Annotated in this window: 19 protein-coding genes; 18 read left to right on the forward strand and 1 reads right to left on the reverse strand. The window is 48.1% G+C overall.

All coding sequences use genetic code 11. From position 1 onward, the window contains the following. Positions 1 to 26: 26 nt before the first annotated feature. Positions 27 to 3,464 (forward strand): pyruvate carboxylase, encoded by a 3,438-nt coding sequence (locus tag Ami103574_RS07240; RefSeq protein ID WP_163066106.1) that lies wholly within the window; start codon positions 27 to 29, stop codon positions 3,462 to 3,464. Positions 3,465 to 3,605: 141 nt separating this feature from the next. On the opposite strand, the gene gdhA is transcribed toward Ami103574_RS07240, so the two are convergent. Next, entirely contained in the window at positions 3,606 to 4,952 is a 1,347-nt protein-coding gene (gene gdhA / locus Ami103574_RS07245; RefSeq protein WP_163066108.1) for an NADP-specific glutamate dehydrogenase, read from the reverse strand. Positions 4,953 to 5,477: 525 nt separating this feature from the next. Here gdhA and mgtE point away from each other — a divergent pair. The 17 genes from mgtE (at position 5,478) to trpA (ending at position 21,925) form a co-directional block, all read left to right on the forward strand. After that, positions 5,478 to 6,854 (forward strand): magnesium transporter, encoded by a 1,377-nt coding sequence (gene mgtE, locus Ami103574_RS07250; RefSeq protein WP_163066110.1) that lies wholly within the window; start codon positions 5,478 to 5,480, stop codon positions 6,852 to 6,854. Positions 6,855 to 6,867: 13 nt separating this feature from the next. Then, positions 6,868 to 7,719 carry an NAD(P)H-hydrate dehydratase gene (locus Ami103574_RS07255; protein WP_163066112.1) on the forward strand — a complete coding sequence of 284 codons (852 nt, stop codon included), beginning with the start codon at positions 6,868 to 6,870 and terminating at the stop codon, positions 7,717 to 7,719. A 45-nt stretch (positions 7,720 to 7,764) separates the two neighbouring features. Then, complete coding sequence (locus Ami103574_RS07260; protein ID WP_163066114.1) at positions 7,765 to 8,124, forward strand: type II toxin-antitoxin system PemK/MazF family toxin; 360 nt, start codon at positions 7,765 to 7,767, stop codon at positions 8,122 to 8,124. A gap of 119 nt (positions 8,125 to 8,243) precedes the next feature. Then, positions 8,244 to 8,642, forward strand: coding sequence for a hypothetical protein (locus Ami103574_RS07265; RefSeq protein ID WP_163066116.1), 399 nt, complete (start codon positions 8,244 to 8,246; stop codon positions 8,640 to 8,642). Positions 8,643 to 8,670: 28 nt separating this feature from the next. Further along, a complete protein-coding gene (locus Ami103574_RS07270; RefSeq protein ID WP_163066118.1) occupies positions 8,671 to 10,881 on the forward strand; it encodes a DUF5693 family protein in 2,211 nt (736 codons plus the stop codon). After that, positions 10,874 to 11,971 (forward strand): polysaccharide pyruvyl transferase CsaB, encoded by a 1,098-nt coding sequence (gene csaB / locus Ami103574_RS07275; RefSeq protein WP_163066120.1) that lies wholly within the window; start codon positions 10,874 to 10,876, stop codon positions 11,969 to 11,971. The genes Ami103574_RS07270 and csaB overlap by 8 nt, the downstream gene beginning before the upstream one ends. After that, positions 11,971 to 12,726, forward strand: coding sequence for a WecB/TagA/CpsF family glycosyltransferase (locus Ami103574_RS07280; protein WP_163066122.1), 756 nt, complete (start codon positions 11,971 to 11,973; stop codon positions 12,724 to 12,726). The genes csaB and Ami103574_RS07280 overlap by 1 nt, the downstream gene beginning before the upstream one ends. Continuing rightward, entirely contained in the window at positions 12,723 to 13,574 is an 852-nt protein-coding gene (locus tag Ami103574_RS07285) for a transketolase (protein WP_281350950.1), read from the forward strand. The genes Ami103574_RS07280 and Ami103574_RS07285 overlap by 4 nt, the downstream gene beginning before the upstream one ends. Continuing rightward, positions 13,574 to 14,500 carry a transketolase family protein gene (locus tag Ami103574_RS07290; RefSeq protein ID WP_163066126.1) on the forward strand — a complete coding sequence of 309 codons (927 nt, stop codon included), beginning with the start codon at positions 13,574 to 13,576 and terminating at the stop codon, positions 14,498 to 14,500. Before Ami103574_RS07285 ends, Ami103574_RS07290 begins: the two co-directional genes overlap by 1 nt. A 105-nt stretch (positions 14,501 to 14,605) precedes the next feature. Continuing rightward, on the forward strand, positions 14,606 to 15,079 hold the full coding sequence (locus Ami103574_RS07295; protein ID WP_163066128.1) for a protease complex subunit PrcB family protein: 474 nt from the start codon (positions 14,606 to 14,608) through the stop codon (positions 15,077 to 15,079). A gap of 435 nt (positions 15,080 to 15,514) precedes the next feature. Beyond that, positions 15,515 to 16,993: an anthranilate synthase component I gene (gene trpE / locus Ami103574_RS07300; protein WP_163066130.1), complete on the forward strand. Its 1,479-nt coding sequence runs from the start codon at positions 15,515 to 15,517 to the stop codon at positions 16,991 to 16,993. Then, a complete protein-coding gene (locus tag Ami103574_RS07305; RefSeq protein WP_163066132.1) occupies positions 16,990 to 17,568 on the forward strand; it encodes an anthranilate synthase component II in 579 nt (192 codons plus the stop codon). The genes trpE and Ami103574_RS07305 overlap by 4 nt, the downstream gene beginning before the upstream one ends. Continuing rightward, positions 17,565 to 18,572, forward strand: a complete 1,008-nt coding sequence (gene trpD / locus Ami103574_RS07310) for an anthranilate phosphoribosyltransferase (RefSeq protein WP_163066134.1) — start codon at positions 17,565 to 17,567, stop codon at positions 18,570 to 18,572. Before Ami103574_RS07305 ends, trpD begins: the two co-directional genes overlap by 4 nt. Before the next feature lie 13 nt (positions 18,573 to 18,585). After that, on the forward strand, positions 18,586 to 19,365 hold the full coding sequence (trpC, locus tag Ami103574_RS07315) for an indole-3-glycerol phosphate synthase TrpC (protein WP_163066136.1): 780 nt from the start codon (positions 18,586 to 18,588) through the stop codon (positions 19,363 to 19,365). Then, positions 19,362 to 19,961: a phosphoribosylanthranilate isomerase gene (locus tag Ami103574_RS07320; protein ID WP_163066138.1), complete on the forward strand. Its 600-nt coding sequence runs from the start codon at positions 19,362 to 19,364 to the stop codon at positions 19,959 to 19,961. Before trpC ends, Ami103574_RS07320 begins: the two co-directional genes overlap by 4 nt. Beyond that, positions 19,954 to 21,138: a tryptophan synthase subunit beta gene (gene trpB, locus Ami103574_RS07325; protein WP_163066140.1), complete on the forward strand. Its 1,185-nt coding sequence runs from the start codon at positions 19,954 to 19,956 to the stop codon at positions 21,136 to 21,138. Before Ami103574_RS07320 ends, trpB begins: the two co-directional genes overlap by 8 nt. After that, complete coding sequence (trpA, locus tag Ami103574_RS07330; RefSeq protein WP_163066142.1) at positions 21,131 to 21,925, forward strand: tryptophan synthase subunit alpha; 795 nt, start codon at positions 21,131 to 21,133, stop codon at positions 21,923 to 21,925. The genes trpB and trpA overlap by 8 nt, the downstream gene beginning before the upstream one ends. Positions 21,926 to 21,964 lie beyond the last annotated feature (39 nt).

The raw sequence follows: 21,964 nt of genomic DNA on the forward strand, positions 1-21,964 counted from the left end.
GAGATTGAGTTATAAGGAGATTGAACATGCAGCAGAAATTTAAAAGAGTGCTGGTCGCAAACAGAGGAGAGATTGCGATCAGAGTTTTTCGAGCCTGTAAAGAGCTAGGCATCCGAACAGTAGCCATTTACTCAGAAGAAGATAGAAATGCTTTATTCCGCACAAAGGCAGATGAGGCTTATCAAATCGGCAAGGGAAAGTCCCCGGTAGATGTGTATCTGGGCATCAATGAAATCATTGAGCTGGCCAAGGCTAAAGGCGTTGATGCCATTCACCCAGGCTACGGCTTCTTGTCGGAAAACGTGGAATTCGCCAGAAAGTGCGAAGAGGAAGGCATTGTCTTCATCGGACCTACCCACGAGATGATGGATCGTTTGGGCGATAAGATCAAGTCCAAGCTTGTAGCTCATGAGGTCGGCGTGCCGACTATTCCAGGCGTGGAAAAAGCCATTGAAAACGAAGAAGAAGCGAAAAAAATTGCAGAGGAATGCGGCTATCCGGTTATGCTGAAGGCAGCTGCCGGCGGCGGCGGACGGGGTATGCGTATCGTGCGCAAGGCAGAAGAACTGTCAGGTGAGTTCAGAAGTGCCAGAAGCGAAGCAAAAAAAGCATTTGGTATCGATGATATCTTCATAGAGAAGTATCTGGAAAGCCCGAAGCATATTGAAGTGCAGGTTTTTGGAGACAACTACGGCAACTTGGTTCACCTTCATGAGAGAGACTGCTCCATCCAGCGGAGACACCAGAAGGTTATCGAATTTACACCAGCTATTTGTATCTCCGAAGAGCAGCGTCAGAACATCTGTGCCGATGCCCTTAAAATTGCAAAGGCTGTTAACTACAGAAGTGCTGGTACCGTAGAGTTCCTGCTGGATACCGACGGACGGCATTACTTCATCGAAATGAATCCGCGGATTCAGGTAGAACATACCGTGACGGAAATGGTTACAGGTATCGACCTGGTTCAGCTGCAAATTCTAGCGGCTGAAGGGTACAGCCTGGACTCTGAACGAATTGATATTAAGGGACAGGAAGACATTCAGCCGAGAGGTTATGCGATTCAGTGCCGAGTGACTACAGAAGACCCGAACAACGGCTTTGCACCAGATACTGGCGTGATTGACCTGTACCGTACCGGCTCTGGTTTCGGTATTCGTTTAGATGGCGGAAACGGCTTCTCTGGAGCTACTATTACGCCGTACTATGACAGCCTGCTGGTAAAAGTTACCGCTGGCGGACGGACTTTTGAGGACACCATTGCCAAGGCTATTCGAGCTTTGGATGAAGCGAAGATTAAGGGCGTGAAGACCAATATTGGTTTTATCATGAACGTGCTCAATCATGAAACTTTCCGGGCAGGTAAGTGTGATACCAAATTCATCGCTGACAACCCAGATTTGTTTGAAATCCGCAGCGATGATGCAGAGATGAAGATTCTCAATTTCTTAGGCAACAAGTTTGTCAACGAGACCAAGGGTGTCAAGCCGCAGTTTGACGTACCGGTCTTCCCGCGGATAAAGCCGGAAGTTATCAAAGAGCTTCGAGGCACCAGACAGTTGCTGCTGGAGGAAGGGCCAGAGAAATTGGCTAAGTGGGTTAAGGACAGGAAAGAACTTTTGGTGTCTGATACCACTATGCGAGATGCACAGCAATCCCTGATGGCTACTCGAGTGCGGACAATTGATATGGAGAAGATTGCACCGGCTACGGCTCTTTATGGCCAGAATCTATTTTCTCTGGAAATGTGGGGAGGCGCAACCTTTGATACGTCCTATCGATTCCTCAAGGAATCCCCATGGGAGCGGTTGGCTACTTTGCGGGAGAAGATTCCGAATATCCTTTTCCAGATGCTGTTCAGAGGTGCCAACGCTGTCGGCTATAAGAATTATCCGGACAATGTAATCCGTGAATTTGTCAGAGAATCTGCGCAGGCAGGAGTTGACGTGTTCCGAATCTTCGATTCCCTGAACTGGATTGAAGGTATGGAAGTGGCCCTGGACGAAGTATTGAAGCAGGGCATGGTAGCAGAACCGTGCATCTGTTACACCGGTGACATTCTGGATGAAACAAAAGAAAAGTACAACTTAAAATATTATATTAACATGGCAAAAGAACTGGAGAAGCGCGGTGCGCACATTCTGGGCATTAAGGACATGACCGGTCTGCTGAAGCCAATGGCTGCTAAGAAGCTGGTAGAAAACTTGAAGAACGAGATTGACATTCCAATTCATCTGCATACCCACGACACCAGCGGTAACGGCGGAGCTACTTATCTGATGGCTGCTTTGGCTGGCGTAGATATTGTAGACGCTGCTTTCAACAGCATGGCAGGGCTGACCAGCCAACCGGCATTGAACACCTTGGTAGCAGCTATGGAGAACACCGAGCGGGCTACAGGCATCGATTTGGATGGCATCCAGCATATTTCCAACTACTGGAATGCAGTAAGACCAGTATATCGCGGATTTGAATCCGGCTTGCGGGTAAGTACAGCTGAAATCTATAAGTATGAGATTCCTGGAGGACAGTATTCCAACTTGAAGCCACAGGTGGAAAGCTTTGGATTAGGCCATAAGTTTGAAGAAGTGAAGGATATGTACATGACTGTCAACGAGATGTTGGGAGATATCGTCAAGGTAACACCTTCCTCTAAGGCCGTAGGCGACATGGCAATCTTCATGATTCAGAACGACCTGACGGCGGAGAACATCTATGAAAAGGCGGCTGACATCGACTTCCCGGATTCCATCGTATCTTATTTTGAGGGCATGATGGGCCAGCCTCAGGGCGGTTTCCCAGAAGAGCTGCAAAAGCTGGTATTAAAAGGCAAGAAGCCAATTACCTGCCGACCGGGCGAGCTGCTGGAGCCAGAGGATTTTGAATACATTCGCAAGGGTCTGGTGGATAAGCTGGATCTGGAAGGGACTGATCAAGAGGTTCTCAGCTACGCGTTGTATCCGAAAGTATTTGTGGATTATGTCCAGAGCATCCGAAAGGATGGGGATTTCCGCATGATGGGTAGTGACATCTTCTTCCACGGCTTAGCAGAAGGAGAGACCTGCGAAATCAAGATTGGCGAAGGAAAGATTTTAGTCATCAAGCTGGTAGATGTGAAGACACCAGACTCCGAAGGCCTGCGAGAAGTGGTCTTTGAAGTGAATGGCAACAGACATTCCATTATGATTAAGGATAAGGATTTAGAAAACATGGGTCTCACAAAGGCTTCTGTACCAATGGCTGATCCAGACGATCCGACACAGATTGGCGCTAACATCCCGGGCAGTATCATCAAGGTGCTGGTAAAGGAAGGCGAAAAAGTAGCGGAAAAACAGCCAGTGGCTATCATTGAAGCTATGAAAATGGAGACGAACATCTTGGCTGCCATGGCCGGAACAGTAGAGAAAATCTACGTGAAGGAAGGACAGCAGGTGAAGTCCGGAGAATTAATCGTAGAATTAAAGTAGAAAGGTTCTCTTTCTATTAACCGATTGATTAAAGGGTTTAAAGCAAGCGCAAGTTAAAAGTACAAATAAAATAAGAACATAAATAAAGAACTGAGGCCATTGGCCTCAGTTCTTTATTTATGTTTGCTTCTTTTTAATGGTTTATACTAAGCCTTGAGCCGTCATGGCATCAGCAATCTTTTGGAATCCGGCGATGTTGGCTCCGGCAATCAGGTCATATTTGCCGTAATATTCCTGGGAGGCATCGGCACAAGCCTTATGTATACCCACCATAATGCTGTGGAGCTGTTGGTAAACCTGTTCCGTACTAAACACGGTATGACCGGCGTTCTGACCCATTTCGATGCAAGATGCCGCTACTCCTCCGGCATTGGCCGCCTTTGACGGTCCAACGATTATGCCGCCCGCTTGCATGATTTTAAGTGCTTGATTCGTAGAGGACATGTTAGAACCTTCACAGACAAATTTTACGCCTTGCTTTACGAAGCTTTCCGCATCTTCCTCCAGGATTTCGTTCTGGGTGGCACAAGGAATGTAGAGGTCGGCCTGAACCTTCCAAGGCTTTTCTCCTGGGAAGAATTTAGCTCCAGGGAATTTTTCTGCGTAAGGTGCACAGATATTTTCACCAGAACTTCTCAGTTCCAGCATATAGGCAATTTTTTCGTCGGTGTTGATGCCTTCCTCATCTAGAATATAACCATCCGGTCCGGAGATGGTAATCAGCTTGGCGCCTACATCTCGCAGCTTTAAGGCTGTTCCCCAGGATACGTTTCCGAAGCCGGAGATGGCTACAGTCTTGCCCTTGATCTCCTCGCCGTTAGCCTTCAGCATTTCTTCCGCATACCAGACAATACCGAAGCCGGTGGCTTCCGTCCGTCCCAGGCAGCCTCCGTAGGATAAGCCTTTGCCGGTGACGATGCCTTCTGAACGATTAACAATCCGCTTATACTGACCATATAAGTAGCCAATTTCCCGAGCACCTACGCCCAAGTCACCGGCCGGAACGTCGGTTTCCGCACCAATGTACCGGTACAGCTCAGTCATATAGGCTTGACAGAAACGCATAATTTCTGCATCGGACTTCCCGTTGGGATCAAAATCGGAACCGCCTTTGCCTCCGCCGATTGGTAGACCGGTAAGACTGTTTTTAAAAACCTGTTCAAAACCTAAAAATTTAATAATACCTGGATATACGCTGGGTGCAAATCTCAGTCCGCCTTTATAAGGACCGATGGCGCTGTTAAACTGATATCGGTACCCTTTGTTGACATGTACCTTTCCCGCATCGTCTGTCCATACCACACGGAAGGTGATTCCTCGTTCAGGCTCGACTATTCGCTCTAAAAGCCCAGCAGCCTCATATTCCGGGTGCTGCTCTACTACGGGTTTTAAGGAAGAAAGAACTTCTTCCACCGTTTGATGAAATTCCAGTTCGCCTGGATTGTTTTCGATACACTGAGCAATCACTCTTTCGACATAATTTGACATGTTATCTCTCCTTTTTGCGCACGACGATTTTGTTATAAAAAGCACTCAACTGTATTCTAAATATAGCACTTCACCTATTTCTAGTCAACGGAATTATAGCCAAAATCTGGCTGAAAACGAAAGTCCCAATATTCTGAAAAGTGTCCAAGCTAGTTCAAGAAATATTACAAAAAAGGACAAAAAACTCGTTTTTTTTTGCACAAATCAATTGAATTTACCAAAAGAAGGAGAGGAAGGTATGAGAGGTGAAAAAAATAGAGAACCGGGTCTGCCCCAAGCGAAGCAAAAACTTGCAATATACCCCCGAAATGGAGTATAATTTATTAGTTATGTATAAAATAACAGTTAAAAGCGAAAGAAGCTATGAAAGGATGTGAAAACTGTGGAAGCTGGACCGAGTCCCGAGCGGAGAATTTTAACAACGTATAAAGACTGGGCAGATTTGCAGTTTTTGCCGCCGTGGGTGGCTTGACCCTGTGCAAAGGTGGAATTTGCCCCATATAGAAAAGAAGGAGGTAAATTGCCATGGAACAGGAAAAAACATTAAACGAAATTCTGGTAGATATTCTGGAACTGACTCAAAATAAAAGATATGGAAAGGCCAGAGATCTGCTGCTGGAAAACAACGAGGTGGACATCGCCGAGATATTGGAAGATATTATGGGCGAGTTGGGGGTAGAGCGATCCGTTATCTTATTTCGGACTCTGCCCAAGAATGTATCTGTGGAGGTTTTCTCTTATCTGCCCATTGAAGATCAGGTAGCTATCATCAATGCGATTACCGATAAGGAAGTTCACTTTATCATGGAAGAGTTGGCTTTTGACGACATGATTGACGTGTTGGAGGAGCTTCCCGCTAATGTAGTAGATAAAATATTGGAGAAGACCCCCAAGAATGAACGGAAGCTGATTAATACTTTTTTAAACTACCCGGAAGACTGTGCCGGGACACTGATGACCCCGGACTATATCAGCTTGCAGAAAAATATGACCGTGGCAGAGGCTTTGGCGCATATTAAACGGGAAGGAATGGACAGTGAGACGGTTTATACTTGTTACGTGAAGGACAGGGGCCGGACCCTATTAGGCATTGTCTCTCTGCGAAATCTAGTTATTGCCGACGATAATCAGCTTATCGACGAGTTCATGCATACGGATTTCGTCAGCGTCAACGTCTATGACCATCAGGAGGCCGTGTCGGATATCTTTAGGAAGTATGGTTTTCTGGCTGTGCCTGTAGTGGACAAGGAGAACCGCTTGGTGGGAATCATTACTGTCGATGATATCTTGGATGTCATCGAAGAAGAGACTACCGAGGACTTTGAGAGAATGGCGGGGGTTATTGACAGCTCCGACAAGGAATACCTGGATATGAGCGTGTGGCATCACGTGAAGAACCGAATCCCTTGGCTGTTTTTGCTCATGTGTTCTTACGTCATTACCGGCAGCATCATCGCCAGCTTTGAAAATGTATTATCACAGGTTATCAGTTTGGTTTCTTATCTGCCTATGCTCATGGGCACGGGAGGGAACTCTGGATCACAGTCTGCCACTTTGGTAATAAGAGGTATGTCGGTGGATGAAATCAGCCTGTCGGACTTCGGCAAGGTCATGTGGAAAGAACTGCGGATCAGCATCATTGTGGGGATAGTTCTGAGCTCGCTGAATTTCTTGCGTATTTGCTGGTTAGACGGTCAGGGACCGATGGTGGCGCTGACGGTATGCGGGGCCATGCTGGTTATTGTCGTGGCGGCGAAGGTTATCGGCAGTATGTTGCCGATGCTGGCTAAACGCATTGGCATTGACCCAGCATTGATGGCTTCCCCGATGATTTCTTCCCTGACGGATATGGTATCTGTTATCACCTATTTCCTGATGGCTTCTATCTTGTTAGGAATTTAATAGGAATTTTCATATGAAAGATGGTTTAATTACTTTAGAATATGTAAATACTGTAATCAAGAGACGAGATCGGAGCATACATAAAGGTGACTGCGGAAGGATTCTCCTGATTGCAGGTTCCCTGGGGATGGCAGGAGCTGCTGTCCTGTGCGGAAGGGCAGCCTTGCGGAGCGGTGCAGGCTTGGTACAGATCGCTGTACCAGAAGAGCTGTTTCCCATCCTCCAGATGGGCGTGCCGGAGGCCACCTGTGTTTCCAGAAAGTCTCTGAATTTGGACTGGCAGCGGTACGATGCTATCGCCGTCGGTCCTGGATTGGGGGAGGATGCGGAACATGGAGAATTAATCAGACGGATTGCCCGAGAATACGAGGGGACGCTTGTATTAGATGCAGACGGTCTGAATCAAGCAGCTCGGAATCACCTGCAGGAGGACCTGCGAAAGGCTCGGTGCAGCCTGATTATCTCTCCCCATATAGGAGAGGCGGCTAGGTTGCTGGACATGGAGGTGGGCCAAGCAGGGGCTTGGGATCGGCAAGAGCTGGCCAGGCTGCTGGTGGAGAAAACAAATGCGATAGTGGTTCTAAAAGGGGCAGAGACCATTGTGGCAACGCCAGAGGGAACGTCATATACTAATACTACAGGTAATCCCGGTATGGCTACGGCGGGTTCGGGAGATGTCCTCACGGGGATTATCACCTCCCTTTCCGGTCAAGGGCTGTTACCTGTAGATGCTGCTAAAGCTGGTGTCTGCCTTCATGGGCTGGCAGGAGACTTAGGGGCGGATCGACTGGGAGAATACGGGCTGACCGCCGGAGACCTGACGGTGATGACGGCTTTGGCCATGAAAAAAATATTATTGGGATAAAACAAAAGGTAAAAGAGATTAACTGAAAATTGGAGAGTGAACGACTTGTTAGTTAAAAAAGGCGATATTTATTTCGCAGACTTAAGTCCGGTCATAGGCTCTGAACAGGGAGGAATAAGACCCGTTCTTGTAGTGCAGAACGATGTAGGCAATAAGTACAGTCCGACTATCATAGTAGCTGCTGTTACTTCTCAGCTAAATAAGGCGAAGCTGCCTACACACGTGGAAATAGACGCGAAGAACAACGGATTGAGCAAAAAATCTGTGGTGCTGCTAGAGCAGCTCCGGACCATCGATAAGAAAAGATTGAAGGAACGGATTGGAGCCATCGATGAATCGCTGCTTCCCAATGTGAATGAAGCGTTGACCGTAAGTTTAGGAATAGCACCAAATAGCTTAAGCTAGGTGTGACCATAGATCGAATTCATGCCATCAGGAATGAATCGATACGAAAGATAAGAGAATTATAAAAGAGACACAAAAGTGCCCCGGTATGGGGCCAAAAGGGAAATGGGAGGAAAGATATGAAGAAGAGCGTAATAATTTCAACAGTGATCCTGCTTGTCATGGTGTTTGGACTATCCATAGCCATGGCTGCTACCGACCAGCCTGGATCAGAATCGGATCCAGTGGTCACCAAAAGTTATGTGGACAGCAAAACTTCATATTCCCCTATAAGTTTAACCGCAGGACAAAAGCTGATCGGCGGTGAGGGTACAGAGATCATTCTGCGAAGCGGCGAAGCGACGGCCATCGATAACGGCGCTAACGGGGTTTCTGATCTTACCGCAGGAATAGATTTAATGACCGGCAGCCAGGTGGGGACCAACCACCTGCTGCTGGTACCTAGAAGCGACGGTCGAGGCATCCTGGCAGGAACAGACATATGGGTGATGATTAGAGGAACCTACACCATCAAGTAGCAGTTGAACACGGAGGAGTTACATATTTATGAGGGCATTTTTGAAGGAAAACAAATGGTGGGCAGCAGCTGTTTGTATTTTTGTATTGATTTCGGCTATTTCTATCGGATACCGGATGCAGATTGAACGGCAGAACAAAACGTATGACATCATCGCCGATTACAGTGAGCTGGGGCTTATGGCGGAACAGTCTCACAAGGACATTTCCTATTGGTTGAAACAGTTTCGGGACAGGCTGAATATCACGAAGGTTGGTCTTGCAGAAGAGAGTATCATGTCTCTGATGGAGGATACAGACCTGGAGGTCAGCGGTCAAACTATGGACGAGATTACCAAGGAGGCAGACTGGAAGGAAAAGTATCCAGCAGCCTTTGTTCAAGGGTTGACGGACCATGGCTATGATTCCTATGATGTGCTGGTACAGATGAGTTCCAGACGGGCGGCAGATTTCGTTTTGCAGGCCGTAGAGTCCCGCTTTGAAAAGAACAAGTACTATGCCATGGATTTCGGAGATTCCGCTTATGTGGTTATCGACGGAAATGCGAAGAGCGCCCTGTATTCTCAGCCTTACAAGCTGGCCAATTCCAAAAAAGGCGGCTTTATTGAGCGGACGGATATCGTTGGCTCTAAGATTATGTACATCAGCTTGGGATTGCTGCCGGAAAAGGTAGAAAAGGTGCAGGCTCTGGGCATGGAAATTGTCCCTCGAACCTTGTGTTACGGCGGGTATAATGGTGAAAAATATGGCAAGGCTGTCATCGCCGAATATGAAAAGTATGGTATCACACCAGAATATTTAATTGCAGGCGGCGAAGGGGTTATCGGCTACGACGATGGCAGAGAACTGGCAGAGAAATATATCAAGGACAACCACATCACCATCGGCTTGATTGAAAATACCACCCAGTTGCAGAATATTCTTCAGGACGGTGTGGAAGAAATTGCTGAGGATACAGACTATCAGGCGGTGCGGGTCTTTTCTGTCTGGAATTATATTCAGTACCGTTATCAATATTATGGCTATGAAGGAGCAGAAGAAATTGAGAACACCTTGTTTCGGGCTATTACCGAGCGAAACATTCGGGTTATTTACTTCAAGCCAATTAAGGAAAATCAAGATTTGTTCACCTATGTGACCGACATGAAGGTGTACGAGAAGATGTTTAACAATTTGGAAAAGCGGCTGGGGGATCACAATTTTACTTATGGTTCTGCTTCCGTGATGGCCTACCACCAAGTACCTTTTGGCCTAAAACTGGCCTCTGCCTTTGGCTGTGTAGCAGCGGCAGTCTTACTGCTCGGCGCATTTCTTCCTTTAGGGAGACGAAGCAAGCTAATCCTAGGCGGATTAGGAGCGGTAGGTGCATTAGGCGTTTGTTATATAGCACCGAACAGCGTTGTTCTGCTTTTGAGTTTTGCGGCATCAGTCATCTTTGCCTGTCTGTCCATCACGCTCTTTACAGCAGTGAGCCAAGGGATGCGGGAGCGACTAGATAGGAGAACTCCTCTATTGAAGGTTCTGAGTTGGTCCTTGCTGACGCTGGTTGGCTGCGTGCTGGTCTCCCTCATGGGAGGTCTGATGACTGCTGCCCCGTTGTCTTCTACCAGTTACATGCTGGAAATTGATATCTTCAGAGGGGTGAAGCTGGCTCAGCTGCTGCCGATTGTTTACTTTGCCATTGCTTATTTGGCCTATTTTGGCTTCGGTGAAAAGAAGCGCTTTGTAGGCAAGCTGGAGTTTCACGATTTAAAGGACATGATGAATACCTCTATTAAAATTTGGATGATTATTTTAGGGGCGGTTATCGGCGGTATCGGTTATTACTATATTGCCAGAACTGGCCATGAAACCTCGGTAGAGGTTTCCAGCCTGGAGATGATTTTTAGAAATTATTTAGAAGATATGCTGGTGGCACGGCCAAGAAATAAGGAATTTTTGTTTGCCTTCCCAGCTATTATGCTGATGGTTTATACCTCTGCGCGGCAGTTCAAGCTGTGGCCAGTGCTTTTCGGCCTCTGCGGCGTCATCGGTATGACTTCGGTGAACAACACCTTTATGCACATCAGAACGCCGCTTTACCTGGGTTTTTACCGGACAGGCTATTCCCTGCTCTTCGGTATCATCATAGGTATCCTGGGGATTTTGGTGTTTGAAGTGGCTCATGGAATCTATGTGAAGTGGATTCTGCCTCTGCATAAGCAGGACATCCCAGAAAAAGGTCGGAGGATGCATGTATAAGATATTAATTTCAGGCTATTATGGATTCAACAACATTGGTGATGAATCCATTTTACGGGCTGTAGTGGATAATTTGCGAAGTCGGCTGGCGGATACGGAGATTACGGTACTTTCCCAGGACCCGGTGTCCACAGCGGAAAAATATGGGGTGTATTCTGCCAGCAGGAAGTCTCTTCTGAGCATTTTGCAGGAGGTCAAGAAATGCGATTTGCTGATTAGCGGCGGGGGCAGCCTGCTTCAGGATGTGACCAGTAAGAAGAGCATTCTCTATTATTTGATTATTATGTGGATGGCGCAGTTGTTCCGCAAAAAAGTTTTTATTTACAGCCAGGGCATCGGGCCAATCAATGCTAACTTGAATCGGCGATTGACGGCCTGGACATTGTCCAAGGTCAGCGGCATTGTCGTTCGGGATGAGGCCTCGAAAGAGTTTTTAGCCGAAATCGGGGTCAATCCAGCTAAGGTGGCGGTTACCGCTGATCCGGTTCTGCGGATTAAGCCGGTGCCACTGGAAATAGGTCAGGAGATTCTGCGTAAGGAGGGTATCCAGCTTCGAGAGGAAGGCTTGATTGTAGGTTTTGCCATTCGGGAACGCAAGCTGGACAGTCAGTTTGTGGACGAGCTATGTCTGGCTATTCATCAGTTGGTTGAGGAACAACAGGCTCAAATTGTGCTGATTCCCTTTCACTATTCCGAGGATTTGGCAGTCATTGAAGAACTTGAAAAACGACTGGGAGACCAGGTGTCTTCTATCAAACATAAATATCTGACCAATGAGATGCTCAGCATCATCGGTAACATGGACCTGCTGGTGGGTGTCCGGCTTCACGCTTTAATTCATTCGGCTATTATGAATGTGCCAATGATTGGTATCTCCTATGATCCGAAGATTAATTCCTTTATGAAATCCATGGGAATGAAGGCCCTGTGTTCTATTTATGATTTCAGCAGCCAGGACTTTATAGAGGAGTTTAATAAAACCATCCGGCACAAAGAGGTTATTCAGCGACGAGTGCAGGAAAACATGGTCAGCCTGGTTAAGTCGTTGGACACCAACGAAGAGATGATTCGGGAGATAATGAAGAAGTGATGGAAAATAACAAGCGAATAAGAATTTTAGATGTTCCCGTGGATATGGTGAACAACGAGCAGGCCATGGAGATCTTTAAAGGCCTGATGGAAAGGCCAGGCTGTGACTTAATCGTCACGCCTAACTCGGAGATTGTGCTAAACGCCACCAGGGATGAGGAACTGAAAATGCTCATCGAGGAGGCCGGGCTGATTATTCCTGATGGAATTGGTCTGGTTTATGCCTCCAAAATTGTGGGAGAGCCTCTGAGAGAACGGGTCACCGGTGTAGATTTTTTAAATAGTATTCTAGCTTACCTGGAGGAGACGGGAAAGTCCGTTTACCTGCTGGGCAGTAAACCGGCAAACGAAGAACGACCTTCGGTGGCGGCTCTAGCCGGAGAGAATATGCAGATTAAATATCCGAAGTTAAAGATTGCCGGCACTCACGATGGGTACTTTAAAAAGCACCAGGAGGCAGAGCTGGTACGGGAAATCAATGAATCTGGTGCAGACTTTTTATGTGCGGCCCTGGGCGCGCCTAAGCAGGAGAAATTCATCTACGAGCACCGACAGGAGTTTACTAATATTCGAGCTGGTATCGGCGTAGGCGGCAGCCTGGACGTGTGGGCGGGAACGGTGAAACGGGCACCAAAGTTTTATCAAGATCATGGCCTGGAATGGCTTTACCGATTTGCTCAAGAACCAAGCCGATACAAGCGTATGGCCCAGCTGCCCTTATTTATGATAAAGGTGCTGGCCAAGGGTAAAAAATAAGCAAAAATCGCAAAAAGGAGGCGAGTTATATGAAATATCCAGAACTAAAGGAAATGGCTCAGAAAATCAGAATTGATGTGATACGGGAAGTACATGCAGCAGGCTCCGGTCATCCGGGGGGCTCCCTTTCAGCAGCGGACATCATTACAGCTTTGTATTTTCGGGAAATGAACATCGACCCGAAAAATCCAAAGATGCTGACCAGAGACAAGTTCATCCTTTCAAAGGGGCACGCTGCTCCTGTTCAGTATGCTGCTTTAGCAGAAAAGGGCTTTTTCCCCAAGGAAGAGCTACTGACTTTGCGGAAGCTAGGTTCCAAGTTACAGGGGCATCCCGATATGAAAAAGGTGCCAGGCATTGAAATGTCCACAGGTTCTCTGGGACAAGGTTTTTCCGTGGCTGTAGGCATGGCTTTGGCTAACAATATGGATAACAATGAAGGCCGTATCTACGCTCTGTTAGGAGATGGAGAATTGCAGGAGGGGCTTGTGTGGGAGGCGGCTATGTCAGCAGCTCACTATGCCTTGGATAACCTGACGGTGATTTTGGACTGGAACGGTCTACAGATTGACGGCAGAAATGAAGACGTGATGACAGTGTCACCGGTAGATGAAAAGTTCAGAAGCTTTGGTTGGAACATTCTTTACGTGGATGGTCACAATTTTGACGAAATCGTAGAGGCCTTTAACCAGGCCAGACATACAGAGGGCAAGCCGACAATGATTATCGCGAAGACCATCAAGGGTAAAGGCGTTTCCTTTATGGAGGATAATCCGGGATGGCACGGAAAGGCTCCAAGCGAGGAAGAAGCTAAAAAAGCGGTAGAAGAACTGGGAGGTGAATGGTAATGGCAGAAAAGATGGCAACGAGACAGGCATATGGGCAGGTTCTGGTAGAGCTGGGAGAGAAATACGATAATCTAGTAGTTATGGATGCAGACCTTTCAAAGTCTACCATGACAGCTGATTTTAGCAAGAACTTTCCAGAGCGTTTTTTTAACATGGGTATTGCTGAGCAAAATTTGTACGGTACCGCCACTGGTCTGGCTATGTCCGGAAAGATTGTCTGCGCCAGCACCTTTGCGATGTTTGCAGCGGGGCGGGCTTTTGAGATTATCCGAAACTCCATCGGCTATCCCCATGCAAATGTGAAAATCTGTGCTACCCATGCAGGCATCACTGTAGGGGAAGATGGAGCCAGTCATCAGACTTTTGAGGACTTAGCTCTCATGCGAACCATTCCGGGGATGACCGTGATTAACCCAGGAGATGGCGTTTCCGCTAAGGAGTTGATTCGTCAGGCGGTAGCCTTCGTGGGACCGGTATACATCCGGCTGGGCCGGGCGGCGGTGCCAACCATCTATAATGAAAAATCCGAGATTCAGATTGGTAAGGGAAATTGTGTGAGGAAGGGTAAGGATTATACCATCATCGCAACAGGAATCATGGTCAATGAAGCTTTGGTGGCAGCGGAGCAGCTGGCCAAGGAAGGTCTGGACGTGCGGGTAATCGATTTGCATACCATCAAGCCTATCGACGAAGAAATTATCCTGCAAGCAGCTCGAGAAACAAAGGGCATTGTTACCGCAGAGGAACATTCTGTCATCGGCGGGCTGGGTGCTGCTGTAGCAGAGGTGGTGTGCCGACATGCTCCTGTAAAGATGGCGTTTGTAGGCCAGCAGGACACCTTTGGTGAATCTGGTAAGCCAGATGAACTGAAAGAAAAGTACGGTATGACAGCAGCTCACATTGTAACAGCTGTGCGCTCCCTGTAGGGAAACTGTCTAAAATAAAAATAAACGCATATTTGTCTCCCTTGGCGAATAAATTTTTGTATATCGGAAGATTACGAAGATTTACAGGCGAAGGGAGTTTTTATTGTGAGCGAGAATAAGTTTTTGAAAAAGATAAAGTGGCCGTCGAAAAAGGTTCTCATCATAGGGCTGGTCATAGTCATAGCCGTGGTGGCGGGCATATTTATCATGGGAAATCTGAACGGAGCGGAGACCGTGAAGTTCAAGGTGCTGGGGGATAATGAAATTCCGCAGGATATTGTTGGTCAGGTCATACCGGAATATCGGGATTTAGAGCGTGCTTTGGCCTGCATGGTGGACGATAAGGTCTATGTATTGGTTTCCAGAGGGGAAAAACCTACTTCTGGCTTCGCAGTCACCATCGACCGAATGCTGGTTGAAGAGAAGGACGGAGTGACTAATTTGGCTGTTTATGCTAAGTTTGCAGATCCAGAACCAGGAGTAGCTTTGACGCAGATTTTAACTTATCCGCTCCAGGTTGCCGAGACGGGATTGACTACGCTGCCGGATCAAATTGAGCTCAGGGTACAGTATAAATAAGAGAGACCTTAGTCGTATTGTGAATACGCACAATAATTTGATAAAAATATAGTTATAATAAACAAAAAAGTTGACATGCTCTTTTGAATGTGTCATAATGACATACAAATAAGTGAATAAGTAAACCGTTGAAGCGGAGATAAAAATAAGTCGTGCACCTACAGAGAGCTTGGGCAGCTGGAATCCAGGCGGAACGCAGTTTATTAAATGGACCGCTGAGGGCGTGGTCAAAGGCAGTTCTGCCGAGTATTCCACGACGTGAGGCATACGTTAGTTGTCGGGAATATGTTAGTATTCTGCTGAGAGTGTGGGTGACCGCAAAACAAGGTGGTACCGCGGGCTTTATAGTTCTATTTTAGTGACTGGCTCGTCCTTGATGTCTTTTTGACGTCAAGGACGAGTTTTTTGTTTTTGCATTTTGTAAGGAGGTAGAACATGTACAAGCCATCGCTGGAAGAATCTAAAAAAATAGCGGCTGAGGGAGACTACAAGAACATTCCTGTCAGCTGTGAAATCTATGGGGACACCTGCACCCCGGTAGAGATCTTGAAAAAATTACGGCGGGTCAGCGGCAGCTGCTATCTGTTGGAGAGCAACGAGGATGTGCGAGGACGAGGGCGATACACCTTTTTAGGTTATGAGCCCAGTCTGGAGCTGACCTGCACAGGCGGACATATGCAAATTAAGGGGCCAGAGGGCATTCAGTCCTTTCAGACAAAACAGCCTGCTGCTTATATCAGTCAGATTATCCGGGAAAACAGCAGCCCTCGGCTGCCTTATCTGCCGGCCTTTACCGGTGGACTGGTAGGGTACTTTTCTTATGACTACATCCAGTATAGTGAGCCTTCTCTGAAGCTGGGGGCCTCAGACGACGAACGCTTTAAGGATGTGGACCTGATGTTGTTTCATAAGGTTATTATCTTTGATCACCTGCGGCACAAGGTTCTTCTCGTGGCCAACGCAGGAACTGAGAGCTTGGAAAGAAACTACGAGCAGGCCCTGAACGACTTGTCGAAAATGAGGGATCTTATCCGCCAAGGAAAGCCCATAGAAGAAGAGCCTCCGGTGCTGTTAAGCCCTATGAAAGCCTTGTTTAGCAGAGAGACCTATCGGCAGATGGTGGAACGAGCGAAAGAGCACATTCGACAAGGAGATATTTTTCAGGTGGTGCTGTCTAACCGCTTTGAGGCGGAGATGAAAGGCAGCCTGATGAACGTCTATCGGGTCATGCGTACCATCAATCCCGCGCCTTATATGTTTTTCTTTTCCAGCGACCATATTGAGATGGCTGGTGCCTCGCCAGAAACACTGGTGAAGCTGGAGGGGAATCGAGTAAGTACCTTTCCTCTGGCAGGAACCAGACCTCGGGGCAAGACAGTAGAAGAAGATCAAACCCTGGAACAGGAACTGCTGGCCGATGAAAAGGAACTGGCAGAGCACAACATGCTGGTAGATTTGGGCAGAAACGATTTAGGCAAGATTAGCCGCTTTGGCACCCTAAAGGTAGACAAATACTTAGAGATCGAAAAGTTTTCCCATGTGATGCATATAGGCTCTGCTGTTCATGGAGAACTGAGCGAGGGAATGCAGGCCATGGATGCCATCCATGCTGTGCTCCCGGCAGGAACTCTTTCGGGAGCACCAAAAATTCGAGCCTGCCAGATTATCCACGAACTGGAGGAAAATAAGCGAGGCGTCTACGGCGGAGCCATTGGCTATCTGGCGCTTAACGGAGATATGGATACCTGCATCGCCATTCGGCTGGCCTTTAAGAAGAATGGAAAGGTCTTTGTCCGCTCGGGAGCCGGCATCGTGGCTGACAGCGTGCCGGAAAAGGAATATCAGGAATGCCTGAACAAGGCCAGAGCGGTACTAGAAGCTCTGGAAGCATCGAAAGAGAGGTTGGAATCATGATATTGCTTATTGATAATTATGATAGTTTTTCTTACAATCTGTATCAGTTAATTGGCACTTTGGCGCCTGACATCCAAGTGGTGCGAAATGATCAGCTGACGGTGGAGCAGGTGGCAGAGATGAAGCCGGAAGCTATTGTCCTTTCGCCGGGGCCAGGCAGGCCTGGGGATGCTGGTATCTGTGTGGAGCTGGTGCGCAAGCTAGGAGATCACCTTCCCATCCTGGGTATCTGTTTGGGACATCAGGCTATCTGTGAAGCTTACGGGGCCACGGTATCATATGCCAAGGAGTTGGTCCACGGGAAGAAATCCGTCGTGGCGCTGGATACGGACAGCTTGGTTTTCACTGGACTGAAAAGAAATATAAAGGTGGCCCGGTACCATTCATTGGCAGCCTTGAGGGAGAGCCTGCCTGAGAACTTAAAGGTGACAGCCCGAACCTTTGACGGAGAGGTCATGGCGGTAGAACATAGACAGCATCCTGTATATGGACTGCAATTCCATCCAGAATCCATTTTAACAGAGGACGGGGAACAGATGATGAAGAATTTTCTAAAGGGAGGAATGAGACGATGATTAAAGAAGCGATTATTAAACTGGCAGGAAACGAAAACTTAGATTATGAAACAGCCAGACTGGTGATGGATGAAATCATGAGCGGACAGGCCAGTGATGTGCAGAAAAGTGCTTACCTGACGGCCATGAGCCTGAAAGGCGAAACCATTGCGGAAATCTCCGCTTCCGCAGAGGGTATGCGCAAGCACTGCTTGAAGCTGCCTCACCACTTGAATGTGCTGGAGATTGTAGGTACTGGCGGAGACGGCTCCAATTCCTTTAATATTTCCACCACTTCGGCCTTGGTCATTTCAGCGGCAGGGGTACCAGTGGCTAAACATGGAAACCGGGCAGCCTCCAGCAAATGCGGAGCGGCAGATGTGCTGGAAGCCTTGGGGGTGAATATCACCCTGCCGCCAGAACAGAGTGCAGAGCTCCTCCAGACCATAGGTATCTGCTTTCTCTTCGCCCAGACCTACCACAGGGCTATGAAGCATGTGGCTGCCGTGCGAAAGGAATTGGGCATTAAGACGGTCTTTAATATTTTAGGGCCTCTTGCCAACCCGGCAGAGGCTAAGATGCAGCTTCTGGGTGTTTACGACAAAGCCTTAGTAGCACCTATGGCCGAGGTACTGATTCATCTAGGGGTGAATCGGGGGATGGTCGTATACGGCATGGATGGTCTGGATGAAATCTCCATGAGTGACGCTACCGCCGTCTGCGAAATTCGGGACGGCAGACTGGACTTCTATGAAATATCGCCAGAAATCTTTGGATTGAAACGCTGTGATAAATCCCAGTTGGTGGGAGGCAGTCCGCAGGAGAATGCGGCTATCACCAGAAGTATCCTTCAAGGAGAGAAAGGCCCCAGACGGGATGCGGTGGTGCTGAATTCGGGAGCAGCTCTGTATATTGCTGAAAAAGCCGCTTCTATCCAGGCGGGGATTGGGCTGGCAGAGCAAGCCTTGGACAGCGGTAAGGCACTGGAGCAGCTAAACCGATTTGTTGAGCTATCCAATAGGTAGAAGGGAGAGACCGATGATATTAGATAAAATCGTAGCGAGCACCAAAAAGCGGATTTCAGGCCAGCAAGAGCGGCAGCCTTTGGCGCAGCTTCGGGAAAAGGTGCAAAATATGGGAACAGATGGCAACTTTCCTTTTGAACAGGCCTTAAAGAGGGATCAGTTGTCCTTTATCTGCGAAGTAAAAAAGGCATCTCCTTCCAAAGGGCTGATTTCAGCTGACTTCCCTTATGTTCAAATTGCAGAGGAATATGAGCAGGCAGGGGCGGATGTCATCTCTGTGCTGACAGAGCCGGAATACTTCTTAGGCAGCAGTCAATATTTGCAGGAAATCCGCAGGGCGGTGAAGGTGCCTTTGCTGAGAAAGGACTTCATTATTGATCCTTATCAGATTTATGAAGCCAAGGTGCTGGGAGCCTCGGCGGTGCTGCTGATTTGCGCCATTCTTAGCCGGGAGCAGCTGAGCAGCTACCTCAAGCTAGCAGACAGCCTGGGTTTATCTTCCTTGGTGGAAGCCCATACAGAGGAGGAAGTTCAGATGGCTCTTTCAGCAGGGGCGCGGGTCATTGGTGTTAACAACCGAAACTTGACCACCTTTCAGGTGGATTTCACCACTTGTTTGAAGTTGAGATCTCTGGTTCCTCCAGAGGTGGCTTATGTGGCAGAGAGCGGTATACGGGATGGTGATCAGTTGGCCCAGCTAAAGAGCTGCGGTGTTCAGGGCGTTCTCATCGGAGAGACGCTGATGCGAAGTTTGGACAAGCAAGCCCTGTTATCAGAATGGAGGAATTTATGACCAAGATTAAAATATGCGGCCTCAGCAAAGGAGAGCACGCAGCATATGTGAACGAAGCCATGGCTGATTACGCAGGCTTCGTCTTTGCCAAAAGCAGGCGGCAGGTGAGTTTTTCAGAGGCAGCGGTTATCCGCAGGGCTTTGCGCCCCGAGATTGCTGCTGTAGGAGTCTTCGTGGATGAAGAGCCGGAACGGGTATCAGAAGCTGTTCAGGCTGGGATTATTGACCTGGTGCAGCTTCATGGACAGGAAAATGAAGAGTACCTGCAACAGCTGCGCCGCTTGGTATCGGTTCCGATCATTCAGGCAGTGAAGGTCAGAAGGCTAAGTGATATAGAGGAAGCTTGCAGCGGAAGTGCCGATTTTCTGTTGCTGGACAGCGGAGCTGGAGGCAGCGGTGAAGTCTTTGACTGGAATCTGGTGCATACCATCACCAAGCCTTTTTTTCTGGCAGGCGGTATCAATAGCCAGAATGTAGAGCAAGGTATCCGGCTGCTGCGACCCTATGGTGTGGATGTGAGCAGTGGCGTGGAAACTACGGGAGAAATGGATCGGAAAAAAGTTTTAGAATTAGTCAGGAGGGTGCGACATGAGTAAAGGCAGATACGGAATACATGGGGGCCAGTATATCCCCGAAACATTGATGAATGAAATCATTCATTTGGAGGAGTGCTATGAGCAGTGTCAGAGAGATGAAGCCTTTAACCGGGAGCTGAACAGACTGCTGTCGGAATATGCAGGAAGGCCGTCGGAGCTTTACTTTGCCAAAAAGATGACGGAGGACTTGGGTGGAGCAAAGATCTATTTGAAACGAGAGGATATGAATCATACAGGCTCCCACAAAATCAACAATGTGTTGGGACAGGTGCTTCTGGCAAAGAAGATGGGCAAGTCGCGAGTGATTGCCGAGACTGGCGCAGGACAGCACGGAGTGGCCACGGCCACCGCAGCGGCTCTCTTAGATATGGAATGTGAAATCTTCATGGGCAAGGAAGATACCCAGCGGCAAGCCTTAAATGTATACCGGATGGAGCTGTTGGGAGCTAAGGTCCATCCGGTGACCACCGGCACGATGACTCTAAAGGATGCTGTAAACGCAGCCATGAGAGAATGGGCCAGCCGAGTATCAGATACCTTATATGTATTGGGATCGGTTATGGGGCCCCACCCCTTTCCCCTGATGGTGCGTGATTTTCAGAGTATTATCGGCAAAGAGGCCCGAGCACAAATATTAGAAGCAGAAGGTCGGCTGCCCGATGCGGTGGTGGCTTGCGTAGGAGGTGGCAGCAATGCCATGGGCTTATTCTATCGTTTTCTAAAGGATGAACAAGTTCGGTTAATCGGTTGTGAGGCTGCCGGGCTGGGGGTAGAGACAGGCAAACATGCTGCTACTATTGCCAAGGGAAGTTTGGGCATATTTCACGGCATGAAGTCTTACTTCTGCCAGGATAAATTTGGACAGATCGCACCGGTTTACTCGATTTCCGCTGGGCTGGATTACCCGGGCATCGGGCCAGAGCATGCTCAGCTTCATGATATGGGGCGGGCAGAATATGTACCGATAACGGATGAGGAGGCGGTAGCGGCTTTTGAATACATCGCCAAGACGGAGGGCATTATTGCCGCTATCGAAAGTGCCCATGCGGTTGCGTATCTAATGAAGCTGGCTCCACAGATGGGGAAGGAACAGGTAATTATTGCTTGTTTATCCGGCAGAGGAGACAAGGACGTTGCTGCTATTGCAAAATACAGAGGGGTGAATATCGTTGAGTAGAATAAAAGATGTGTTAATAAGAAATGGAAAAGAGCAAAAGGCTTTGGTGGCATTCTTAACTGCGGGAGATCCTGGCATTGAACAGACAAAGGACTTTATCCGGGAGCTGATACGGGCGGGTGCTGATTTGATTGAAATCGGCATTCCTTTTTCCGATCCCATCGCAGAGGGACCGGTCATTCAAAATGCTAACCTCCGGGCTTTAGCAGGTGGGGTTGACACCAACCAAATCTTTCAGCTGGCGGCAGAAATCCGCCAGGAAAGTTCGGTACCGCTAGTATTTATGACTTATTTAAACTTGGTATTTCACTATGGGTATGAAGGGTTTTTCAGCCGCTGCCAGCAGGCGGGGGTGGATGGAATTATTTTGCCAGACCTGCCTTTTGAGGAAAAAAGGGAAGTAGCGGATATTGCGGATAAGTATGGGGTGGATGTCATTTCTCTCCTTGCTCCGACTTCGGAAAACCGCATTCGCGTTATTGCAGAAGAAGCCCAGGGTTTTATCTATCTAGTCTCGTCCATGGGTGTTACTGGTGTGCGAGAGACTATCGACACGGACCTGGAGAGTTTGTCCACCCTCATTCGGAAACATACCGCTATTCCTTGTTTCATCGGGTTTGGTATCAGCCGGCCAGAACAGGCGGTAGAAATGGCCGCAATCAGCGACGGCGTAATCGTGGGTAGTGCTATCGTGAAGCTTATTGAGACTCACGGCAATGAGGCGGGGCGCTATATTTATGAGTACGTAAGAAGTATGAAAGAAGCTGTTATGAGTGCTCGTCCGTAAAATTCCTGAAAAAAATAAGACCTGAGAGAAAAGAAGACA

This window comes from Aminipila butyrica, from assembly GCF_010669305.1.
Taxonomy (GTDB): domain Bacteria; phylum Bacillota; class Clostridia; order Peptostreptococcales; family Anaerovoracaceae; genus Aminipila; species Aminipila butyrica.